Source organism: Geomonas limicola (assembly GCF_014193675.1).
In the GTDB taxonomy this organism is placed as follows: Bacteria; Desulfobacterota; Desulfuromonadia; order Geobacterales; family Geobacteraceae; genus Geomonas; species Geomonas limicola.
Genome location: NZ_BLXZ01000009.1, coordinates 185,316 through 202,856, shown reverse-complemented (window position 1 = coordinate 202,856; position 17,541 = coordinate 185,316). Strand labels below are relative to the sequence as shown.

Here is a 17,541-nt window from a genome sequence, read left to right as displayed (position 1 = left end):
GGCAGCGGAAACGCGTAGCCCGCAGGCGCGAGCCCCCCCCACGGAGGCACGTGATGAGCGCACCTGAAATCATTTTGCACCACGGAGCGATAACGACGCTCGACGAGAAAACCCCGCAAGTCTCGGCGCTGGCGGTCAGCGGAGGGCGGATAACGGAGATAGGTGGGGAGGAACTGCTTCAATCGGCCGACGGGGAGACCCGGTGCATCGACCTCAAGGGACGCCGGGTGGTCCCGGGGCTCAACGACTCGCACCTGCACGTGATCCGCGGCGGCCTCAACTTCAACCTGGAGCTACGCTGGGACGGGGTCCCCTCCCTCGCCGACGCACTGAGGATGCTGCGCGAGCAGGCCCAGCGCACGCCGCCCCCCCAGTGGGTGCGGGTAATCGGTGGCTGGACGGAGTTCCAGTTCGCCGAGCGCCGCATGCCGACCCTGGCAGAGCTCAACGAGGCGGCCCCCGACACCCCGGTCTTCGTCCTGCACCTCTACGACCGCGCGCTGCTCAACAAGGCGGCGCTCAACCAGTTGGGCTACGACCGGGAGACCCCCGACCCGCCGGGGGGCGCGATCGAGCGGGACCGGGCCGGCAACCCCACCGGTCTCCTCATCGCCAAGCCGAACGCGATGCTCCTCTACGCAAGTCTCGCCAAAGGGCCGAAGCTCTCCTTCGAGGACCAGGTGAACTCGACGCGCCATTTCATGCGCGAGCTGAACCGCTTCGGGCTTACCAGCATCATCGACGCGGGGGGCGGTTTCCAGAACTTCCCGGACGATTACCAGGTGATCGGCCAACTGGCCCGGGACCGCGAGATGACCCTGCGCATCGCCTACAACCTGTTCACCCAGCACCCCACGGCGGAGCTGGCAGACTTCAGTACCTGGGTGAATTCCCTGACCCCCGGCCAGGGGGACGACTTCTACCGGCTGAACGGCGCCGGCGAGATGCTGGTTTTCTCGGCGGCGGACTTCGAGGATTTCCTGCAGCCGCGTCCCGATCTCCTGCCCCAGCTCGAGGCGGAGCTTACCCGGGTGGTGCGCCTGCTGGTCGAGCGGCGCTGGCCCTTTAGGCTGCACGCCACCTACGACGAATCGATCTCACGGTTCCTCGAGGTCTTCGAGGCGGTGAACCGCGAGGTCCCCTTTGCCGGGCTGCGCTGGTTCTTCGACCACGCCGAAACCATCACCCCCGGCAACCTGGAAAGGGTACGGGCGCTGGGTGGCGGCATCGCCATCCAGGACCGCATGGCCTTCCAGGGAGAGTACTTCAGGGAGCGCTACGGCCACGAGGCCGCCGAGCAAGCGCCGCCTGTGGCGAGGATGCTGGAGATGGGGATTCCGGTCGGTGCCGGTACCGATGCGACCCGGGTGGCAAGCTACAACCCCTGGGTGTCCCTGTACTGGCTGGTCACCGGCCGCACCGTGGGGGGGCTGCAGCTCTACCCCGAGAAAAACCGCCTGGACCGGCTTGCCGCCCTCAGGCTCTACACGGTGGGGAGCAGCTGGTTTTCCGGCGAGGAGGACGCGAAGGGTAGGTTGGTCCCCGGCCAGTTCGCCGACCTCGCGGTGCTCTCGTCCGACTACCTCACCGTTGCCGAGCAGGAGATCAAGGGGATAGAGTCGCTGCTCACCATGGTGGACGGCAAGGTGGTGTACGGGGCAGGAGAGTTCGGCAACCTCGCACCGCCGTCCTTGCCGGTGAGCCCAAACTGGTCGCCGGTGGGGCGCTACGGCGGCTACCACTACACGGCGGCCGGTGGGCACGCCAGGCAGGCCTGCGGCTGCGCCGCGGTGAGCCGGGCGGAGCGGCGCCACTTCCCCCTGTGGGGGATCGGCTGCGACTGCTTCGCATTCTAGAGTCGGGGACGAGGGAAGGGATCAGGGGCCAGGGGGTGAGGGGGTTCTGATCCCGGGGCGCTCGTCCGCGGACCGACGGCACTCCCGCTGCATTGGGGGGGATCCGCAGCGGGAAGGGGAGGGGATATGGGCCGATTGCTGCTGACGGGGGTGGTAACGGTCTTGCTGGCTCAGTGGACAGCGACCGCGGTCGTTGCCCAGCAGACCGAGCCGCAGGTAGCCAACTACCAGTTGAACCGGGCCGACGAGGATTACCGCTACCTGAAGGACCCTGCGAAAAAGGTCGACTTCTGGGATCCGGTCAAGTACCTGCCGCTCGACAGGGAAGGGGACTGGTACCTGAGCCTTGGCGGCGAGGTGCGGGAGCGCTACGAATTTTTCGAGAACTACAACTGGAGGGAACAGCCCCAGGACAGCGGCTATTCGTTGCAGCGCTACTTCCTCCATGCCGACCTGCACCTGGGCGAGCGGGTCCGCCTGTTCGGGCAGCTGCAAAGCAGCCTGGAGTACGGCCGTAGCGGCGGCCCCCGTCCCGGCGTGGACCGCAACCTGCTCGATCTGCATCAGGGGTTCCTGGACCTCGACCTCGTCAGGAGCCCCCAGCGCACCGTCACCCTGCGCACCGGGCGGCAGGAACTGAGCTTCGGCTCCCAGCGTATCATCTCGGTACGCGAAGGGCCCAACGTGCGCCAGAGCTTCGACGGCTTCCGGGTCAGCTACCGCGCCGGCGGTCTTGCACTGGACGGTATCGCCACCCGTCCGGTGCAAAGCAACCGCTCAAGCTTCGACGATTCCACCAACCACAACCAGGCCTTGTGGGGCGCCTATTCGGTCCTGGCCCTGCCGGAGAAGACCAGGGCCAGCCTGGATCTCTACTACCTCGGCCTGTACAAGAAGCAGGCGCTCTTCGACCAGGGGAGTGCCCGGGAAACCCGCCACTCGCTCGGTACCCGCATCTGGCGTACCGCGAAGCCCCTGGACTACAACTTCGAGTTCCTCTACCAGTGGGGGAGCTTCGGCGACGGTTCTATCCGGGCCTGGACCGCGGCCTCCGACACGGGATACTGGCTCGAGGAGCTCCCGGCAACCCCGCGCCTTGCCCTGAAGGCTGACATCGCAAGCGGTGACCGCGACCCCCGCGACCGGGACCTGGAGACCTTCAACCCGCTGTTCCCCAAAGGGGCCTACTTCAGCGAAAACGGGCTGGTCGGACCGAGCAACTTCATAAACCTCAACCCCTCGGTCGAGTTCCACCTCCCCAAACGGGTGAACTTGAGCCTCAACTGGGACTTCTTCTGGCGGGAGAGCACCCGGGACGGCATCTACAACAACTCGGTGGTCCTGGTACGCTCGGGTAGGACCAGTTCAGCACGCTTCATCGGGAGCCAGCCGCAGCTTCAGTGCGAATGGAATGTGCAGCGCCACCTGAGCCTGGTGGGGATCTACGCCCACTTCCTGGCGGGTCCCTTTCTACGCGAATCCGGGCCGGGACGCGACGTCGACTACCTAACCACCTGGGTCACCTACAAGTTCTGAAATAGCCTCGCTACCGGGGAGGCGGTCGGGCAAAACGGCCTGCCGCTTTCCCGGGCTGCGGCTGCCGTGCTGCACAAGATAGCGGCAGCTGCGTGGACCGCGGCGCACGTGGCGCGGTTAACTGGCTGATATGACGGGCCTGGTTCGCGGCCTGCCTGTTGGCACGACCCATGAAACGGACAGCCTGCAGGTCCAGCACGCAAAGGGGGACGTCATGAAATTGATCGAGGCGGTGGTGACTAAGTTGAAGGTGCAGGAGGTGCGGAGCGCTCTCGAGGATCTGGGGGTGGTGGATTTCATGGAGAGCACCATCATGTGCCATGAGAAGGGGAGAGTGATGGTGTTTCGCGGGGCCCAACTGGTGGCCAACGTCGCCGAGAAGGTGAAGCTCGAGATCATCTCCTCGGATGACGCCGCCGATGGTATCGTGGCTGCGCTCGGCGCGATCGTGAGGGGGGGCGGGGTCCACGACGGCCGGATCGCCATGCATCCCTACCTCGAAGTGGTCTAACGCAGAGGAGTGGTGGTGCCACCCCTCTGCGGCTGCGGGTTTTCTGGAATGGCAGTGCGAAGGTCAGCTGGCTAGCCTTCAGTTATCTTCTCCAGTCGTTCCGGATAGCGCTCCCCCTCGATGTGGATCTTCGAGGAGGCCTCCTCGATATCGCGCAGGTCGTCGGCGCTCAACTGCAGCGACACCGCGCCGATGTTTTCCTCCAGCCGCTCCAGCTTGGTGGTGCCGGGGATGGGGACGATCCAGGGCTTCTGGGCCAAAAGCCAGGCGAGGGATACCTGGGCCGGGGTGGCGCGCCTGCGGTCGGCGATGCCGGCGATCAGGTCGACGAGCACCTGGTTCGCCTGGCGCGCCTCGGCCGTGAAGCGCGGCAGGTTGCTGCGGAAATCGGCACTGTCGAAGCTGGTGTTCGCGTCGATCTTCCCGGTCAGGAAGCCCCGACCGAGCGGGCTGTAGGGTACAAAACCGATGCCGAGCTCCTCGAGGGTCTGCAAAAGCCCTTGCTCGGGGCGGCGCCACCACAGTGAGTACTCGCTTTGCACCGCGGTCACCGGCTGGACGGCGTGCGCCCGCCGGATGGTGTCGACCCCCGCCTCGGAAAGGCCGAAGTGCTTCACTTTTCCCTCCCGGATCAGCTCCTTGACGGCACTGGCCACCTCCTCGATCGGTACCTGCGGATCGACGCGGTGCTGGTAGAAGAGGTCGATGACCTCGATCTTCAGGCGCTTGAGCGAGGCCTCGGCGACCTCCTTGATGTGCTGTGGCCGGCTGTTCAGGGCGGGGGAGCCGCTCATGCCACGCGGGTCGGCCTGGGGCTTCAGGTCGAAGCCGAACTTGGTGGCAATGACCACCTTGTCGCGTAGCGGTGTGAGCGCTCCGCCTACCAGTTCCTCGTTGGTGAAGGGTCCGTACACCTCGGCGGTGTCGAAAAAGGTGATGCCGCGCTCGACAGCCGCCTGGAGCAGGGTCGTCATCTCCTTTTTGTCTTTGGGCGGGCCGTAAGAATAACTCATCCCCATGCAGCCCAGTCCCAATGCCGAAACCTCCAAACCGCTTTTCCCAAGTACACGTTTCTGCATCTCATCTCCTCCTTTAAGGTGGCAGGTTGGTCTCGATGTTCGTTGCAGAAACGGGAGTGCGAGCGCTTTCGCCCGTGCCCTTGCGCCCCGCAGTCTGCGACTGTCCAAGTGTAGCGCCGGCACCGGAAAGGGGGTAGCGCGATCCTGCACATTTTTTGCCCGATGCTCCGATGTCCTCTGTTTTTCCAACGCTGACACGAGCAACAACGCAAACGAGCCCCCGGTTTACTCCGGAGGCTCGTTTTGTGCGGTGGCCCGAGACTGCATCTAAATTAGGGCCGGAGGAGCCTGTTGCCAGAGCTCCCGCCGGTTCATTGTGCTGCCCGATCAGGCAAGTTTGAAGCGACGCACCAGGTCTTGCAGTTGGTCGGCACTGCTGGCCAACTGGGCGGAGGCTGCCGCAGTCTCGCCGGCGCCGCGGGCGGTCTCCTGGACCACGCCGCTTGCCCGCTGCACGTTGGCGGTGATTTCACTGGTGGTGGCGGTCTGCTCGGCCGCTGCGGTAGCGATCTGGTTGATCTGCAGGGAGAGCTCGTTCACCTGGCTCTGGATCTCCTCCAGTGCCTCGCCGGACTTCTCGGAACTGGCGGCACCGCGCTCGACCTCGGCCACCCCTTCCTCCATGGCGCGCACGGCGGCCTTGGTTTCGTTCTGGATGCTCAGGATCATCCCGGAGATCTCGCGGGTCGCCTTGGTGGTCCGCTCGGCAAGCGCCCGCACCTCGTCGGCCACCACGGCGAAACCGCGCCCCTGCTCGCCGGCCCGGGCCGCCTCGATGGCGGCGTTCAAAGCCAGGAGGTTCGTCTGGTCCGCGATATCCTCGATGGTCCCGACGATCTCGCCGATCTGCTCGGAGCGTACCCCCAGGCTTTCCACGGTCTGGGCGCTCTGTTTGACCTGCTCGGCGATGCGGCCCATCCCCTCGATGGTCTCCTGGACCACCGCACTCCCCTTACCGGCAGAACTGCTGGTCGACTGGGAACTCTGGGCGGCCATGCCGCAGTTGCAGGCGATATCGTTGCTGGTGGCTGCCATCTCCTCGCTTGCTACCGCAACCGTGCTGATCTCGGAGACCATCTCCTCGGTGCCGCTGGCTATCTGCTGGGCGGTCTGCTGCAACTGCCGCGACGCTGCGGCCACCGACTGCGAGGCGTCGGCGACCTGCCCGAGGATGCTGCGCATGCTGGCGACCACGGTGCGCGAAGAGTCGGCGAGCTGACCGATCTCGTCGTGGCTTTCCAGCTCGATAGCAACCGTGAGGTCCCCCTGGGCCAGTCGGGCGTTTGCCGCCACCAGGTGCGCGACCGGCTGGGTGATACTGCGGGTCGCCAGGAAGCCGAAGGCCGCTCCGATCAGTGCGGCCAGCGCAGCGAAACAGAAACTGAGGTTCCTGGTGGACCGATAGGCGTCCTCGACCGCTTGCCCCGCCTTGGCCAGATCTTTCTCCTGCACGCTGATCATCTTCTTCAACGCGGCGATGTACTGGTTCTGCGTGGTGCGGTACTGGGCCAGCAACAGGTCCCCGGCCTCCTTTTTCTTCCCCGCCTCGATGAGCGCGATTACCTCTTTTTGAGCCTTCTTGTAGGGGGCTCGGACGCCGTTGATCTTCTCGAGAGCCGCTTTTTCTTCCGGGGTGTGGGCAACCTTGCCGAGTTTCTCGAAGCACTGCACGGTCTGGGCACTGAGCGGAGGTATCCGGTCCAGCTCTTTCTTGGCCTCGGCGGGGTCCTCGATGATGACCGCATTGCGCATCACCCGGGCGATGATGTTGATGTTCTCGTGCACCTGGTTCAGCAGCACGGTCTTTGGGTACTCGTCCTCGGTGATCACCTTGACCTTCTGGTTGATGTAGGAGAGTCTATTTCCCGTGAAGGCGCTCACGGCGAGCATGATGACGATGATTGCCGCAAAGCCGATACCCAGTCTTACCCCGATTCTCATGTAGTTCCCCTTGCCAACGTTTAGTGCCACCGTTATTTTCTGAAGGTTTCTGCCTGGGCCCGACAGGGTTCAGCAGCCCCCCCGCTGAGCGCGTTGCCGCGGCACCAATACGGTGAGAGACTCCTGTATCCCCGGAATCTGCGGTGAGCCCTTACAAACTCTATCTATCCATCGTCGCAAGCCCAGGATTCTAAAGTACGAATATTCCGACACAATAGGAGTGCTGAGGAGGTTCCCGGGATGAACTTGGAGCAAGTGGTCATAAAGAAGATCCAACTAACGTGGCGCCGGTTTCCTTATCTCGAGGCAAGTCAAAACCTGAAAGTCGCTGTTGTACCGTCAAAAAGGTACAATTCCTTGCATAAAACGGGGGTCGGCTCTTTACTAATGAGACGTGCTGTGCTACGTTTGCGCCGCAGACTTCATTAAAGTTCTGATTCTCTCCCGGCCTTTGGCTGGCAGGATCCGAGCTTGAGGACTTACGTGGAATTCGTTCGGCTTGCCAAGATAAGCTTCCTACTGATCACGTCACTCGTGATGTCAGTGGCTGGCGCGCGGGCTGCCGGAGTCGAAGACCGCGAGGTGCTCGACCTGTTTGGCGGAGACGACCAGTACGTCTCCACCTCCCGCATTCCCCGACCAACCTCCCGCATCGCTGAAAACGTCACGGTCATCACTGCCGACCAAATTGCCGCCCTCAACGCCCACACCCTTGCCGAGGTCCTCCAGACGGTCCCCGGATTTCAACTGGAACAGGTCCGCACCCCCGGATCCTGGAGCGACGTCTCCCTGCAAGGTGCCTCGAGTGCCCATCTGCAACTACTCATAGACGGGGTGCCCCAGCTCGATCTCCTGCAGAACCAGGTAGACCCGGGGAGCATCGGGGTGCAGCACATCGAGCGGGTGGAAATCATCAAGGGGGCGGCTTCGACTGCCTGGGGGCAGGCATTGGGCGGGGTGATCAACGTCATCACCAAGTCACCCAACACGGAGCGGCAGGCAAGCGGCACGCTCTTCTCAAGTATTGGCGAGCGCTTCACCAGCGACCTGCACGGCGACTTCACCGGAACCGTGCAGCGCTTTGGATACTATCTCTCGGCCGGCAATCTCCACTCCGACGGACTGCTGCACAACACTGCCGTCGACAAGAACTCCGTCTACGCGAAGTTCAACTACCAGCTCCCTGGCCAGGGCCTCCTCACCTTCGGCACTGATTTTTACGAGGTCAGCCGCGGCAGCAACGAGACGGTGAACACCCACGACGCTGCGCGGTCCGACCGTGGTTACTCCTTCCTCAACCTATTCATGCCGTTTGGGAACCAACTGCGTCTGGATATCGACCTCAGGGAGAGCCGTAAAAACGACCAGACCTGGTGGGGCGACTATTTCGGTGGTGTGGTCTTTCCCTACCGCCACTTCAAGCTGAACGAATCTACCCGTGGTGGCGGCGTCAAGCTGACCTTGGGAGACCAGGTCGCGAACCTCGTCCTGGGGGGGGAGTACGAGCATGACGAGACTCACCAGTGGGAGGTACTGGTTGACGATCCTTCCTTCTACACCAACAAGAGCTGGGACCGCTGGGGTGTGTACAGCAACGGTTCGCTGACCCTGGGCCCGCTTACCATCCTCCCGGGGATCCGCTTCGACCAGACCGGTCTAAGCGGCGATGCCCTGAGCTACAGTGCTGGTGCCACCCTGGGGCTCACCGAGAAGACGGTGCTGCGTGGCTACTTCGCCCGGGGCTACAGCCTCCCCAACGCGATCTGGAATAACGGCCCGCAACGGGTGATTACCTACCAGGGGGGGCTCGAGACCGGCGAGATACCAAACCTCTGGCTGAAGGGAACCTACTTCTACAACAACATCTGGAACGTGGAGGTCGGCAACTTCGATCCGACTAACCCGACCGTCAACCTGAGGAGCCAGGTAAAGCAGGGCTTCGAGGTCGAAGCGCACACGGTACCGGTCTACAACTTCGCGCTCTCCAGCGGGTACACCTACATCGACGCGCGCGACCGGGACACCGGTCTCAGGCTCTACGACGTGCCAGAACACGGGGTGAAGCTCGGCCTTACCTACCAAAACCACCCACTGGGGCTCACCGGTATTTTGACCGGCAACTACGTGCGCTGGTTCGCCGACCCCGGCAACGGCGCGCGCGACCACTCCACCATTTTTGACCTGAGCCTGACCCAGAAGCTTTCTCCGGAAACCGAGCAATCGCCTGAGCTCTTTTTCTCGGTGCACAACCTTTTCAACGACAGCCAGTACCTGAAAGACCGCTGGCAGAATACCGGACGCTGGTTGGAAGGCGGAGCGAGGTTCAAGTTTTGAGAGCGCTCCTTCTTCTCATAGTGACCCTCTGCGTCACCGTGTCAGGTGCCCTGGCAAGCGAGATCCTCGTGGTCCAGAGCCTGCGCTCGCCGCTCTACGACGAGGCGTTGCGCGGCCTGAAGGAGAGCCTCCCGGCCCGCTCGCGTACCCTGGTGCTCTCCGACTATGCGGACCCGGACCTGCCGCGTGTGGTCCGCGAGGAGCGCCCGCGCCTCATCGTCGCAATCGGGGATACCGCACTCTCCGCGTTGCGCAAGGTGCGCGGCACCCCGGTTGTCTCCCTTATGGCGCTCGGGCTGGGCAATCACAGCGGCCTCGCCGCCGGTGTCGGCCTGGCCGTGAAACCCGAGCAGTACCTCGCGGTCGCGAAAAAACTCAGGGCGCACCGGATCGGGATCGTCTACGACCCGTCGCGCAACGAGTGGTACCTGAAACTGGCCCGTCAGGCGGCGCGCCAGCACGGGGTGGACCTGGTGACCCGCGAGGTTCACGATCCCCGCCAGACCCTGGCGCAACTGGAAAGCCTGAAAGGGAAGGTCGACGCCCTCTGGCTCTTGCCCGATCCGACCGCGGTGACCGGCGAAACGCTGGAGGCTTACTTCCTGTTCTCCCAGTCCCAGGCGGTGCCGGTGCTCTCCTTCTCGGCGATGCACCTGAAACTGGGTGCCCTGGTGGCGCTCGAGGTGGACCGTTTCGACCTGGGACGCCAGACCGGCGAGATGGCGCAACAACTGCTCCAGGGCGTGGTACCGGATCCCGCCTTGGCCGCTCCGCGCCGGGTGACGCTGAAGGTCAACGATGCCGTGGCCAGACGTCTCAACTACCCGACGGAACTGATCCAGTCCCTCACCAGGAAATAAGGTCCCCCGGAGGCCACCGTGCAAACTCAGCCAGGTTCCAGCCGTACCGGAAGTTTGCAGACCACGCTCTTTACCATCTTCACGGTGGTCACCTTCCTGATATCCTGCCTCTTCATCACCCTGCACAGCTTCGACAAAGCGAGCACCCTGCGTCGCCACGCCAAGAAAGAGGTGCACCTGTTGGCCCGACAGGTGGCCGACACGGTGCGTCTGGCGCTGTTCGCCGAGAACGTCGACGCGCTGGTAAGCGTTGCCGAGAAGGCCGGGCAGGTCCCCGGCATCGCGCGGGTGGTGATCCGCACCGTGGACGGCAGGGTGCTGGCGCGGTTCGAGTCCCGGGAACCCACTCACACCGGTGATCTGATCTCCGAAACCCAGGATGTCCTGAGTCTGGCGGTCGAACCCTCTCCGGAAAGCGCTCTGCCGGTCCCGGGAAGTGGAGCCCTGATCGGCACCGTGCAGATCGAGCGGCAGACCGAGGACCTGAAGCTCTCCCTGTACCACGACGTGCTGGTTTCCGGCCTTTTGACGCTCTGCTTCTGGCTTGCGGTTTCCGGGCTGAGCCTGCCGGTGCTGCGGCGGCTGACCCGCTCCTATAACGCGCTCGTCAAGGGGGTGCAGTCCATCGAGGAGGGTGACTACTCCTCGCGCATCGAGGTGCTCTCCAACGATGAGTCGGGACGGGTGGCGCAGGCCTTCAACGGTCTCGCCCAGACCCTCGAGCAGCGCCAGACGGAAAACCAGCGGCTGCACCGGCAACTGGTCTCGTCGATCGAGATGGAGGTGCGGGCCAAGGAGGAACTCTCCCAGACCAACGAGCTTTTGGAGCAGGAGATCACCGAGCGCATCCATGCCGAGCAGGCCGCCCGCACCTCCGAACAGGCGTTGAAGGCGCTCATGGACGTCATGCCGGTGGGGGTGCTGACCGCCGACCAGAAAGGGCGGGTGCAGTACTTAAACGGCTTCTTCGCCGAATGCTTCGGCTACGGGCTCGAGGAGATCGGGAGCATCGAGGAGTGGTTCGCCCGGGTCTTTCCGGACCCCGAGTACTGCCGTGCCATGTCCCTGGCCCAGGCGGAATCGCTGGCGCGGCAGCACGGCGACCCGCTAGAGGCGCGGGTCACCTGCAAGGACGGCCGGGTACGCCAGGTTATCATGTCCAACCAGCGTCACGGCGACCAGACCATCTTCATCGTCATCGACCTCACCGACCGGGAGCTCATCAAGGAGCAGTCTATCAAGGTGCAGAAGCTGGAGTCCCTGGGGGTTTTGGCGGGGGGGATCGCACACAACTTCAACAACGCCCTCACCGGGGTGCTCGGCTTCATCTCGCTTGCCGCCAACCTGGTGGGTTCCGGTCACTGCGCCCAGGAGTACCTGCAGTTCGCCACCAAGGCCTCGCAGCGCGCCGCGGGAATGGCCAAACAACTGCTCACCTTCGCCAGCGGCGGAGCCCCGGTGAAAAAACCGGTGGCCCTCGGCAGGCTGATCGAGGAGGCGGTTTCGCTTACCCTGAACGGCTCGAACGTGCGTCCCGAGCTTAAGCTCCCCGCCGAACTTCCCCAGATCCGTGGCGACGAGGGGCAGCTCATCCAGGCCTTCAGCAACATCGTCTTGAACGCCATGCAGGCGATGCCGGAGGGGGGGACCATCACGGTGCGCGCCGAGGTCGGGTCGCGCAGCTGCAAGGACCCCAACCACGGCAACCTGGCGACCTACCTGAGCATCTCCTTTACCGACCAGGGACACGGTATCGCCGAGGCCGACCTCTCCAAGATCTTCGACCCGTACTTCAGCACCAAGCAGACCAACACCGGGCTGGGGCTCGCCTCGGTGCACTCGATCATCTACAAGCACGGCGGTCACCTCACCGTCGAGTCTACCGTGGGGGTAGGGAGTACCTTCACCATCTGCCTTCCGGTGAGCGGGGGGGCAGGGGAACCGGTGGCGGAGGCTGCCCCCGCGACGCTCTTTACGGCAGGCCCCGGGGGAACCGTGCTGATCCTGGACGACGAGGAGATGGTCCGCGAGTTCTCCCGCAAGACCCTGGGATTCCTGGGTTACGAGGTGGTCGTCTGCGCCGAGGGGGCCGAGGCGGTCGAGGCGTACCGCGCCCGCTTCGAGGCCGGGCAACCCTTCCTCGCCGGGATCCTCGATCTCACCATCCCCGGCGGCATGGGAGGGGTCGAGGTGGCCCGGAAGATCCTCGCCATCGATCCCGCGGCAAGACTCATCGTCTCGAGCGGCTACTCCTACGACCCGGTAATGGCGCGGCACAAGGAGTACGGGTTCTGTGCCGCCGTCGCCAAACCCTACAAGGCCGAAGAGCTGAGCTACGAGCTGCGTCTTTTGCACGGCTAACGGCAGCTACCTTTCTTTCCCTCTCCTTGCCTGCCCCACCTCTCTTCCTGGGGCAGAAACCGTGAGCCGACAGGCGTTTTTCTCAAGCGGCAGGCTCGGTACACGCCGAGCTTAGATTTTCTGATACCCCCCCTGATTCGGTTTCAGTTTTTCAGGTCCCAGCCGATGAGTCCTTAAGCTGCAACAGGCCGCCTGCTGCGGTTCTGGCAGCTGCAGGTCGTGAACGGGAGCTCGTAATGGGTAAGGAAATGGGGACGTCGATCGGGAAGGGGAGCGCATGAGCCAGGAAACGGTGCTCTTCGTCGACGACGAAAAAAGCGTGCTGACCTACACCAGCGCCATGTTCCGCAACCGCGGTCTCAACGTGCTTTCGGCGAACTCACCGCTCGAGGCGCTCCAGATCGTGGAGGAACAGTCGATCGCCGTGGTGGTCTCGGACAACGAGATGCCCGGCATGCGCGGGGTGGAGCTGCTCGCCCGCATCAAGGAAGTCTCTCCCCATACCGTGAAGATCATGATGACCGGCAGTGCCGACCTCGCCACGGCGCTTGCTGCCATCAACTCGGGGGAGGTGTTCCGCTTCGTCCTGAAGCCCTGGAAGAAATCGGAGATGCTTCTCGCGGTGAAGGACGGCATCCGCCGCTACCGGGTGCTGCAGTCCCTGCAGCGCGAGGACGAGTTCATCCTGCACTCGCTGGCCCAGACCATCGAACTCAAGGATGCCTCCACCAAGGGGCACTGCGACCGGGTGGCCACCCTCGCCTTGAGGCTTGCCGAGGCGCGCCATATCCCCGAGCGCACCCGCAAGGAGATCCGTTACGGCAGCTGGCTGCATGACTGCGGCAAGATCGGGGTCCCCGAGGCGATCCTCAACGCGGAGCGGGCGCTCAGCGAGGAGGAGTTCAAGGTGGTCATGAAGCACCCCGAGTGGGGGGCCGAGGTGGTGCGCAAGGCAAACCTCTCGAAGACGGTGCAGGACATCGTGCTCTACCACCACGAACGTTTCGACGGCACCGGCTACCCCTTCGGCCTGAAAGGCCACCAGATCCCGCTGCCGGCCCAGATCGTGGCGGCCGCCGACATCTGCGACGCCCTCACCATGGATCGACCCTACCGCAAGGGGCTCGTGGGCCCCGAACTGCACGCCCTGTTGGCCAGCATGAAGGGGAGGAACCTGGACCCCGAACTGGTGGAACTCCTCTTCTCTCTCATCGAGTCCTGATCGGCCAACTGCCGGCCACCCCCATGTGCTACATCCTCCTCACCCTGTCCTGCCAGGGGAGGGGTGAGCCCCTCCAGCGCTTTCCCGAATTTCCGTTTGAATCGGGTTTCCGTGCAACTCGGCACCATTCCTCGCGCCATCCTTGAAAATCCCGCCGCATCTGCAACACTCTTTCGGTTGGTAATTTCTAACATTAAGGAGTGAGCCTATGGAACGGGAAATGTTTTGCCGGCAGTGCGAACAGGCGGCGCGAGGGGTGGGGTGCGACGTGATCGGGAACTGCGGCAAGGACCCGCAGGTCTCGGCACTGCTCGACCTGATGATCTACGGGATGAAAGGGGTGGCGCTCTACGCCAACCAGGCACGCACCCTGGGACAAAAGGACCAGGAGGTGGATCGCTTCATGCTCGACGGGTTCTTCACCCGGGTGACCAACGTGAACTTCGACCCCGAGGACATCGCGCGCCGGCTCAGGAAGTGCCACCTGATGAAGGAGCGGGCCAAGGTGCTCTACCAGGACGCCTACCAGGCCAAAAACGGAGGAGCGGCCCCGGAACTTGGCGAGGGGCCGGCCCAGTGGACCCCGGCGGGGGACACCCAGGGACTCATCGAACAGGGGCGCCAGCACGGCGTCTTTACCTGGCACCAGGATCAAAACATCCTCTCCGGTATCGAGATCCTGATCTACGGCCTGATGGGGATGGCGGCCTTTGCCTGGCATGCCACCGAACTGGGACAGGAGGATGACGAGATCTACGCCTTCATCCACCACTCGCTGGCCATGACCGAGAACCCTCAGGCAACCCTGGACGACTTCGTGAACCTCTCGCTTGAGTGCGGCAAGTGGAACCTGCGCACCATGGAGTTGCTCTACCAGGGGCACGCAGAGCGCTTCCAGGCACCCGAACCGATGCTGGTGAACCTGGGAACCCGGCGCGGCAAGGGGATCGTGGTCTCCGGGCACGACCTCCCCATGCTGGAAGAGATCCTGAAACAGACCGACGGAAAGGGGATCAACGTCTACACCCACGGCGAGATGCTTCCGGCCAACGGCTACCCCGGCCTCAGGAAGTACCCGCACTTCGCCGGGCACTTCGGCACCGCCTGGCAGAACCAGGTGAAGGAGCTCCCGGACTTCAGGGGGGCCATCGTCTTCAACACCAACTGCATCCAGAAGCCTGCCGGCGAGTACACCGACCGGCTCTTCACCTGGGGGGAGGTGGCCTGGCCGGGGATCCCACACCTGGAAGGGCACGACTTCACCCCGGTGATCGACAAGGCCCTCTCGCTTCCCGACCTCCCCGAGATGCCGGGGCAGCAGATCCTGGTCGGCTTCGGGCACGAGGCGGTGTTAAAGGTGGCGGACCGGGTCATCGATGCGGTGAAAAACGGCGCCATCCGCCGCTTCTTCCTGATCGGCGGCTGCGACGGGGCCAAGTCCGGACGCAACTACTTCACGGAACTCGCCGAGAAGGTGCCCCAGGACTGTGTGATCCTGACCCTGGCCTGCGGCAAGAACCGTTTCAACCGGCTCGAGTTCGGCGACATCGGCGGGATCCCGCGCCTCTTGGACGTGGGGCAGTGTAACGACGCCTACTCCGCGGTACGCATCGCCACCGCGCTTGCCGAGGCCTTCCATTGCGGCGTGAACGACCTGCCGCTCTCCATGATCCTCTCCTGGTACGAACAGAAGGCCCACGTGATCCTTTTGAGCCTGCTCTACCTCGGGGTGAAGGGGATCCGGCTCGGGCCGTCCCTGCCGGCCTACGTCTCGCCCGACGTGCTGGACGTCCTGGTGAAGAACTACGACCTGGGCCCGATCTCGACGGCGGACCAGGATCTGCAGCACGCCCTGGGGACTTAGATGCAGGTGATCAACTGGTTGAAAGGGGAGGGGGCGCCAGCGACGGCGCCCCTTTTTCGTAGCTGCGGCGCGGGGCGGCCGGCTGAAGGTGCCCGGAATCTTGAACCCGCCCCCTGCCCAGGAGGCGGCTGCCAACGTCGTGCTGACACGGCTAAAAAGCGTGAGTTGCGGGACAGGGAAGTCTTAGTGCATTTTAAGCTTTACTATTCCCCGCAGGTTGTGTATAAACCGAAAGTCATTCCCCCCAGACTACGCATGTATTTTCGTAACAGCAGCATCTAGCGCCGGTTTCTTACGGCCCAGGAGACTCGCCATGGTAATCCTCGTGCGCTGCCCCGATCAATCGGTAACCGTTGCATTGGCGTCCAAGCTGGAAGAGCTGATCGACAATGGGTTGATCAGCGAGTTTCTGGGTGCCACCGGGTGGATCGCCGTCTCCTCTTTGAAGCCCTGTCCGAAACTTCCCGCCCAACCCCGTACCCACTGCTGTCTGCGTCAGCTGAGCTGTCTCTAGCCTGCGCTTGGCCCACGCCGCCTGTCGTACCCCGATCCCGTCGCCCAGGCGCCGGTGCGCGGGAGTGCTACGTCCGGCGGACAAGATTCCGCATGCGTCGCCCCCCCCTTTAGGCTCCCTTCGCGCGGTGCAGAACTTGCATCGTTAAGGTCATGACACTCCGCCCGCACAAGATACGAACCTTCGCACTCTGCCTCGCCTGTTCGGTGCTCCTCCATTTTCTCCCCGGGCTACTCCTGGGTATGTTTGCCAGTTACAATTTCGGGGCTCCGGTCCAGCAGCCACCGGTCGTCATGGTGGATCTCGCCGAGGCCAAGAGCGCTGCCGCTCCGGCTCGGGCGGTGCCCCCGCCCAGCCCGGTTGCCGCAGCCAAGCTCCCCGCGGCTCAACCGGTGCAGGCCGCCGCAGCGCCCCCCGCTGCCCAGCCCGAACCCGCGCCTGAGCCCGAACCGCAACTAAAACCGCATGCCCCTCCTAACCAGCCAGAGCCACCGGCTGTAACCCCGGCTGCGTCCAGCGAGCCGGTCGATCCGGAAGAGGAGCAGCCCCGGATCCGCAAACCCAGGGTGCGCCGCCCCAGCGCCCGGGTGGCGCGACCGCTTCCAACCCCCGCCCCCTTGCCTGCCGATTTCCCGCTGCGTCGTGTCGTGGCGCAGGCACCGGGCCCGCGCCTGAAAGGGAGCGATTTCCTCTCCTCACAACAGGAAAAACTGAGTTATGTCCTGAGCATGCACGGCGTACCGATCGGCAGCGCCGAGCTTGAGGCCAAGCTGGAAAACGGCACCACCAGCATCGTCCTCAGGGTCAGGTCCAACGCCGCCATCTCCAGTTTCTACCCGGTCGACGACCTGATCGAGACCCGGCACGTGGACGGTCAATTCATCATGACCAAGATCCGCCAGACCGAGGGGAGCTTCCAAAGTGACGAAATGATCACCATCAACCTTGGGAAAAAACAGGTCAACTGGGTGGATTTCCTGCAGCACCGCGTGCTGCGCACCGATGTTCCCGAAGACGACGTGCTCGACTCGCTCTCCGGTATCTACTACCTGCGCAACCGGCAACTGGAAGTAGGAAAGACCGAATTCCTGCACATCTACGACTCGGAGGTCTACGCCGAGGTCCCGGTGGAAGTCCTGCGCAAGGAGGAGATCCGCCTCGCCAACTTCGACAAGGTGGCAACCGTGGTGGTGAAACCGGTGCAGAAAACGGCAGGCATCTTCAGGCGTACCGGCGATCTCTTGATCTGGATGACCGACGACGCGCGCAAGGTCCCGGTGAAGATGGTGACCACCATCGCCCTGGGGAGGGTCACTGCCGAGCTGATCTCTGCCGAGTCGCAGGCTCACCAGGGGAAGCCGTCGGCCCCCCTGTCGCTTTCCTCGAACCTTCCGGGCCCCCCGCAGACCAAGTAACCTCCACATAGCGCTGCGGCTTCCAGCATTTTCTGACACCAAAAAAGC

At 63.8% G+C, this 17,541-nt stretch carries 12 protein-coding genes; 10 read left to right on the top strand and 2 right to left on the bottom strand.

Features of this window, described 5'->3' with window-relative positions:
• The first annotated feature begins 53 nt into the window (after positions 1 to 53).
• From H7688_RS19805 to H7688_RS19795, 3 genes are all read left to right on the top strand, one after another.
• Complete coding sequence (locus H7688_RS19805; RefSeq protein WP_183362978.1) at positions 54 to 1,856, top strand: amidohydrolase; 1,803 nt, start codon at positions 54 to 56, stop codon at positions 1,854 to 1,856.
• Positions 1,857 to 1,982: 126 nt separating this feature from the next.
• Complete coding sequence (locus tag H7688_RS19800) at positions 1,983 to 3,392, top strand: alginate export family protein (protein ID WP_183362977.1); 1,410 nt, start codon at positions 1,983 to 1,985, stop codon at positions 3,390 to 3,392.
• Between the two features lie 214 nt (positions 3,393 to 3,606).
• Positions 3,607 to 3,903 (top strand): P-II family nitrogen regulator, encoded by a 297-nt coding sequence (locus H7688_RS19795; RefSeq protein WP_183362976.1) that lies wholly within the window; start codon positions 3,607 to 3,609, stop codon positions 3,901 to 3,903.
• A 71-nt stretch (positions 3,904 to 3,974) separates the two neighbouring features.
• On the opposite strand, the gene H7688_RS19790 is transcribed toward H7688_RS19795, so the two are convergent.
• Complete coding sequence (locus H7688_RS19790; RefSeq protein ID WP_183362975.1) at positions 3,975 to 4,982, bottom strand: aldo/keto reductase; 1,008 nt, start codon at positions 4,980 to 4,982, stop codon at positions 3,975 to 3,977.
• A 327-nt stretch (positions 4,983 to 5,309) separates the two neighbouring features.
• Positions 5,310 to 6,923 carry a methyl-accepting chemotaxis protein gene (locus tag H7688_RS19785; protein ID WP_183362974.1) on the bottom strand — a complete coding sequence of 538 codons (1,614 nt, stop codon included), beginning with the start codon at positions 6,921 to 6,923 and terminating at the stop codon, positions 5,310 to 5,312.
• A 537-nt stretch (positions 6,924 to 7,460) separates the two neighbouring features.
• On the opposite strand from H7688_RS19785, the gene H7688_RS19780 reads away from it, so the two are divergent.
• The 7 genes from H7688_RS19780 (at position 7,461) to H7688_RS19750 (ending at position 17,493) form a co-directional block, all read left to right on the top strand.
• Positions 7,461 to 9,257, top strand: a complete 1,797-nt coding sequence (locus H7688_RS19780; protein WP_183362973.1) for a TonB-dependent receptor plug domain-containing protein — start codon at positions 7,461 to 7,463, stop codon at positions 9,255 to 9,257.
• Entirely contained in the window at positions 9,254 to 10,117 is an 864-nt protein-coding gene (locus H7688_RS19775; RefSeq protein ID WP_183362972.1) for an ABC transporter substrate-binding protein, read from the top strand. Before H7688_RS19780 ends, H7688_RS19775 begins: the two co-directional genes overlap by 4 nt.
• An 18-nt stretch (positions 10,118 to 10,135) precedes the next feature.
• The gene (locus H7688_RS19770) at positions 10,136 to 12,478 is read left to right on the top strand and encodes an ATP-binding protein (RefSeq protein WP_183362971.1); all 2,343 of its coding nucleotides are present in this window, start codon (positions 10,136 to 10,138) and stop codon (positions 12,476 to 12,478) included.
• A 277-nt stretch (positions 12,479 to 12,755) separates the two neighbouring features.
• Positions 12,756 to 13,700, top strand: a complete 945-nt coding sequence (locus tag H7688_RS19765) for an HD-GYP domain-containing protein (RefSeq protein WP_183362970.1) — start codon at positions 12,756 to 12,758, stop codon at positions 13,698 to 13,700.
• A gap of 208 nt (positions 13,701 to 13,908) precedes the next feature.
• Positions 13,909 to 15,564: a hydroxylamine reductase gene (gene hcp / locus H7688_RS19760; protein ID WP_183362969.1), complete on the top strand. Its 1,656-nt coding sequence runs from the start codon at positions 13,909 to 13,911 to the stop codon at positions 15,562 to 15,564.
• 313 nt (positions 15,565 to 15,877) lie between these two features.
• Positions 15,878 to 16,078, top strand: coding sequence for a GSU3473 family protein (locus tag H7688_RS19755; RefSeq protein WP_183362968.1), 201 nt, complete (start codon positions 15,878 to 15,880; stop codon positions 16,076 to 16,078).
• A 152-nt stretch (positions 16,079 to 16,230) separates the two neighbouring features.
• The gene (locus tag H7688_RS19750) at positions 16,231 to 17,493 is read left to right on the top strand and encodes a DUF3108 domain-containing protein (protein ID WP_183362967.1); all 1,263 of its coding nucleotides are present in this window, start codon (positions 16,231 to 16,233) and stop codon (positions 17,491 to 17,493) included.
• The last annotated feature ends 48 nt before the right edge of the window (positions 17,494 to 17,541 follow it).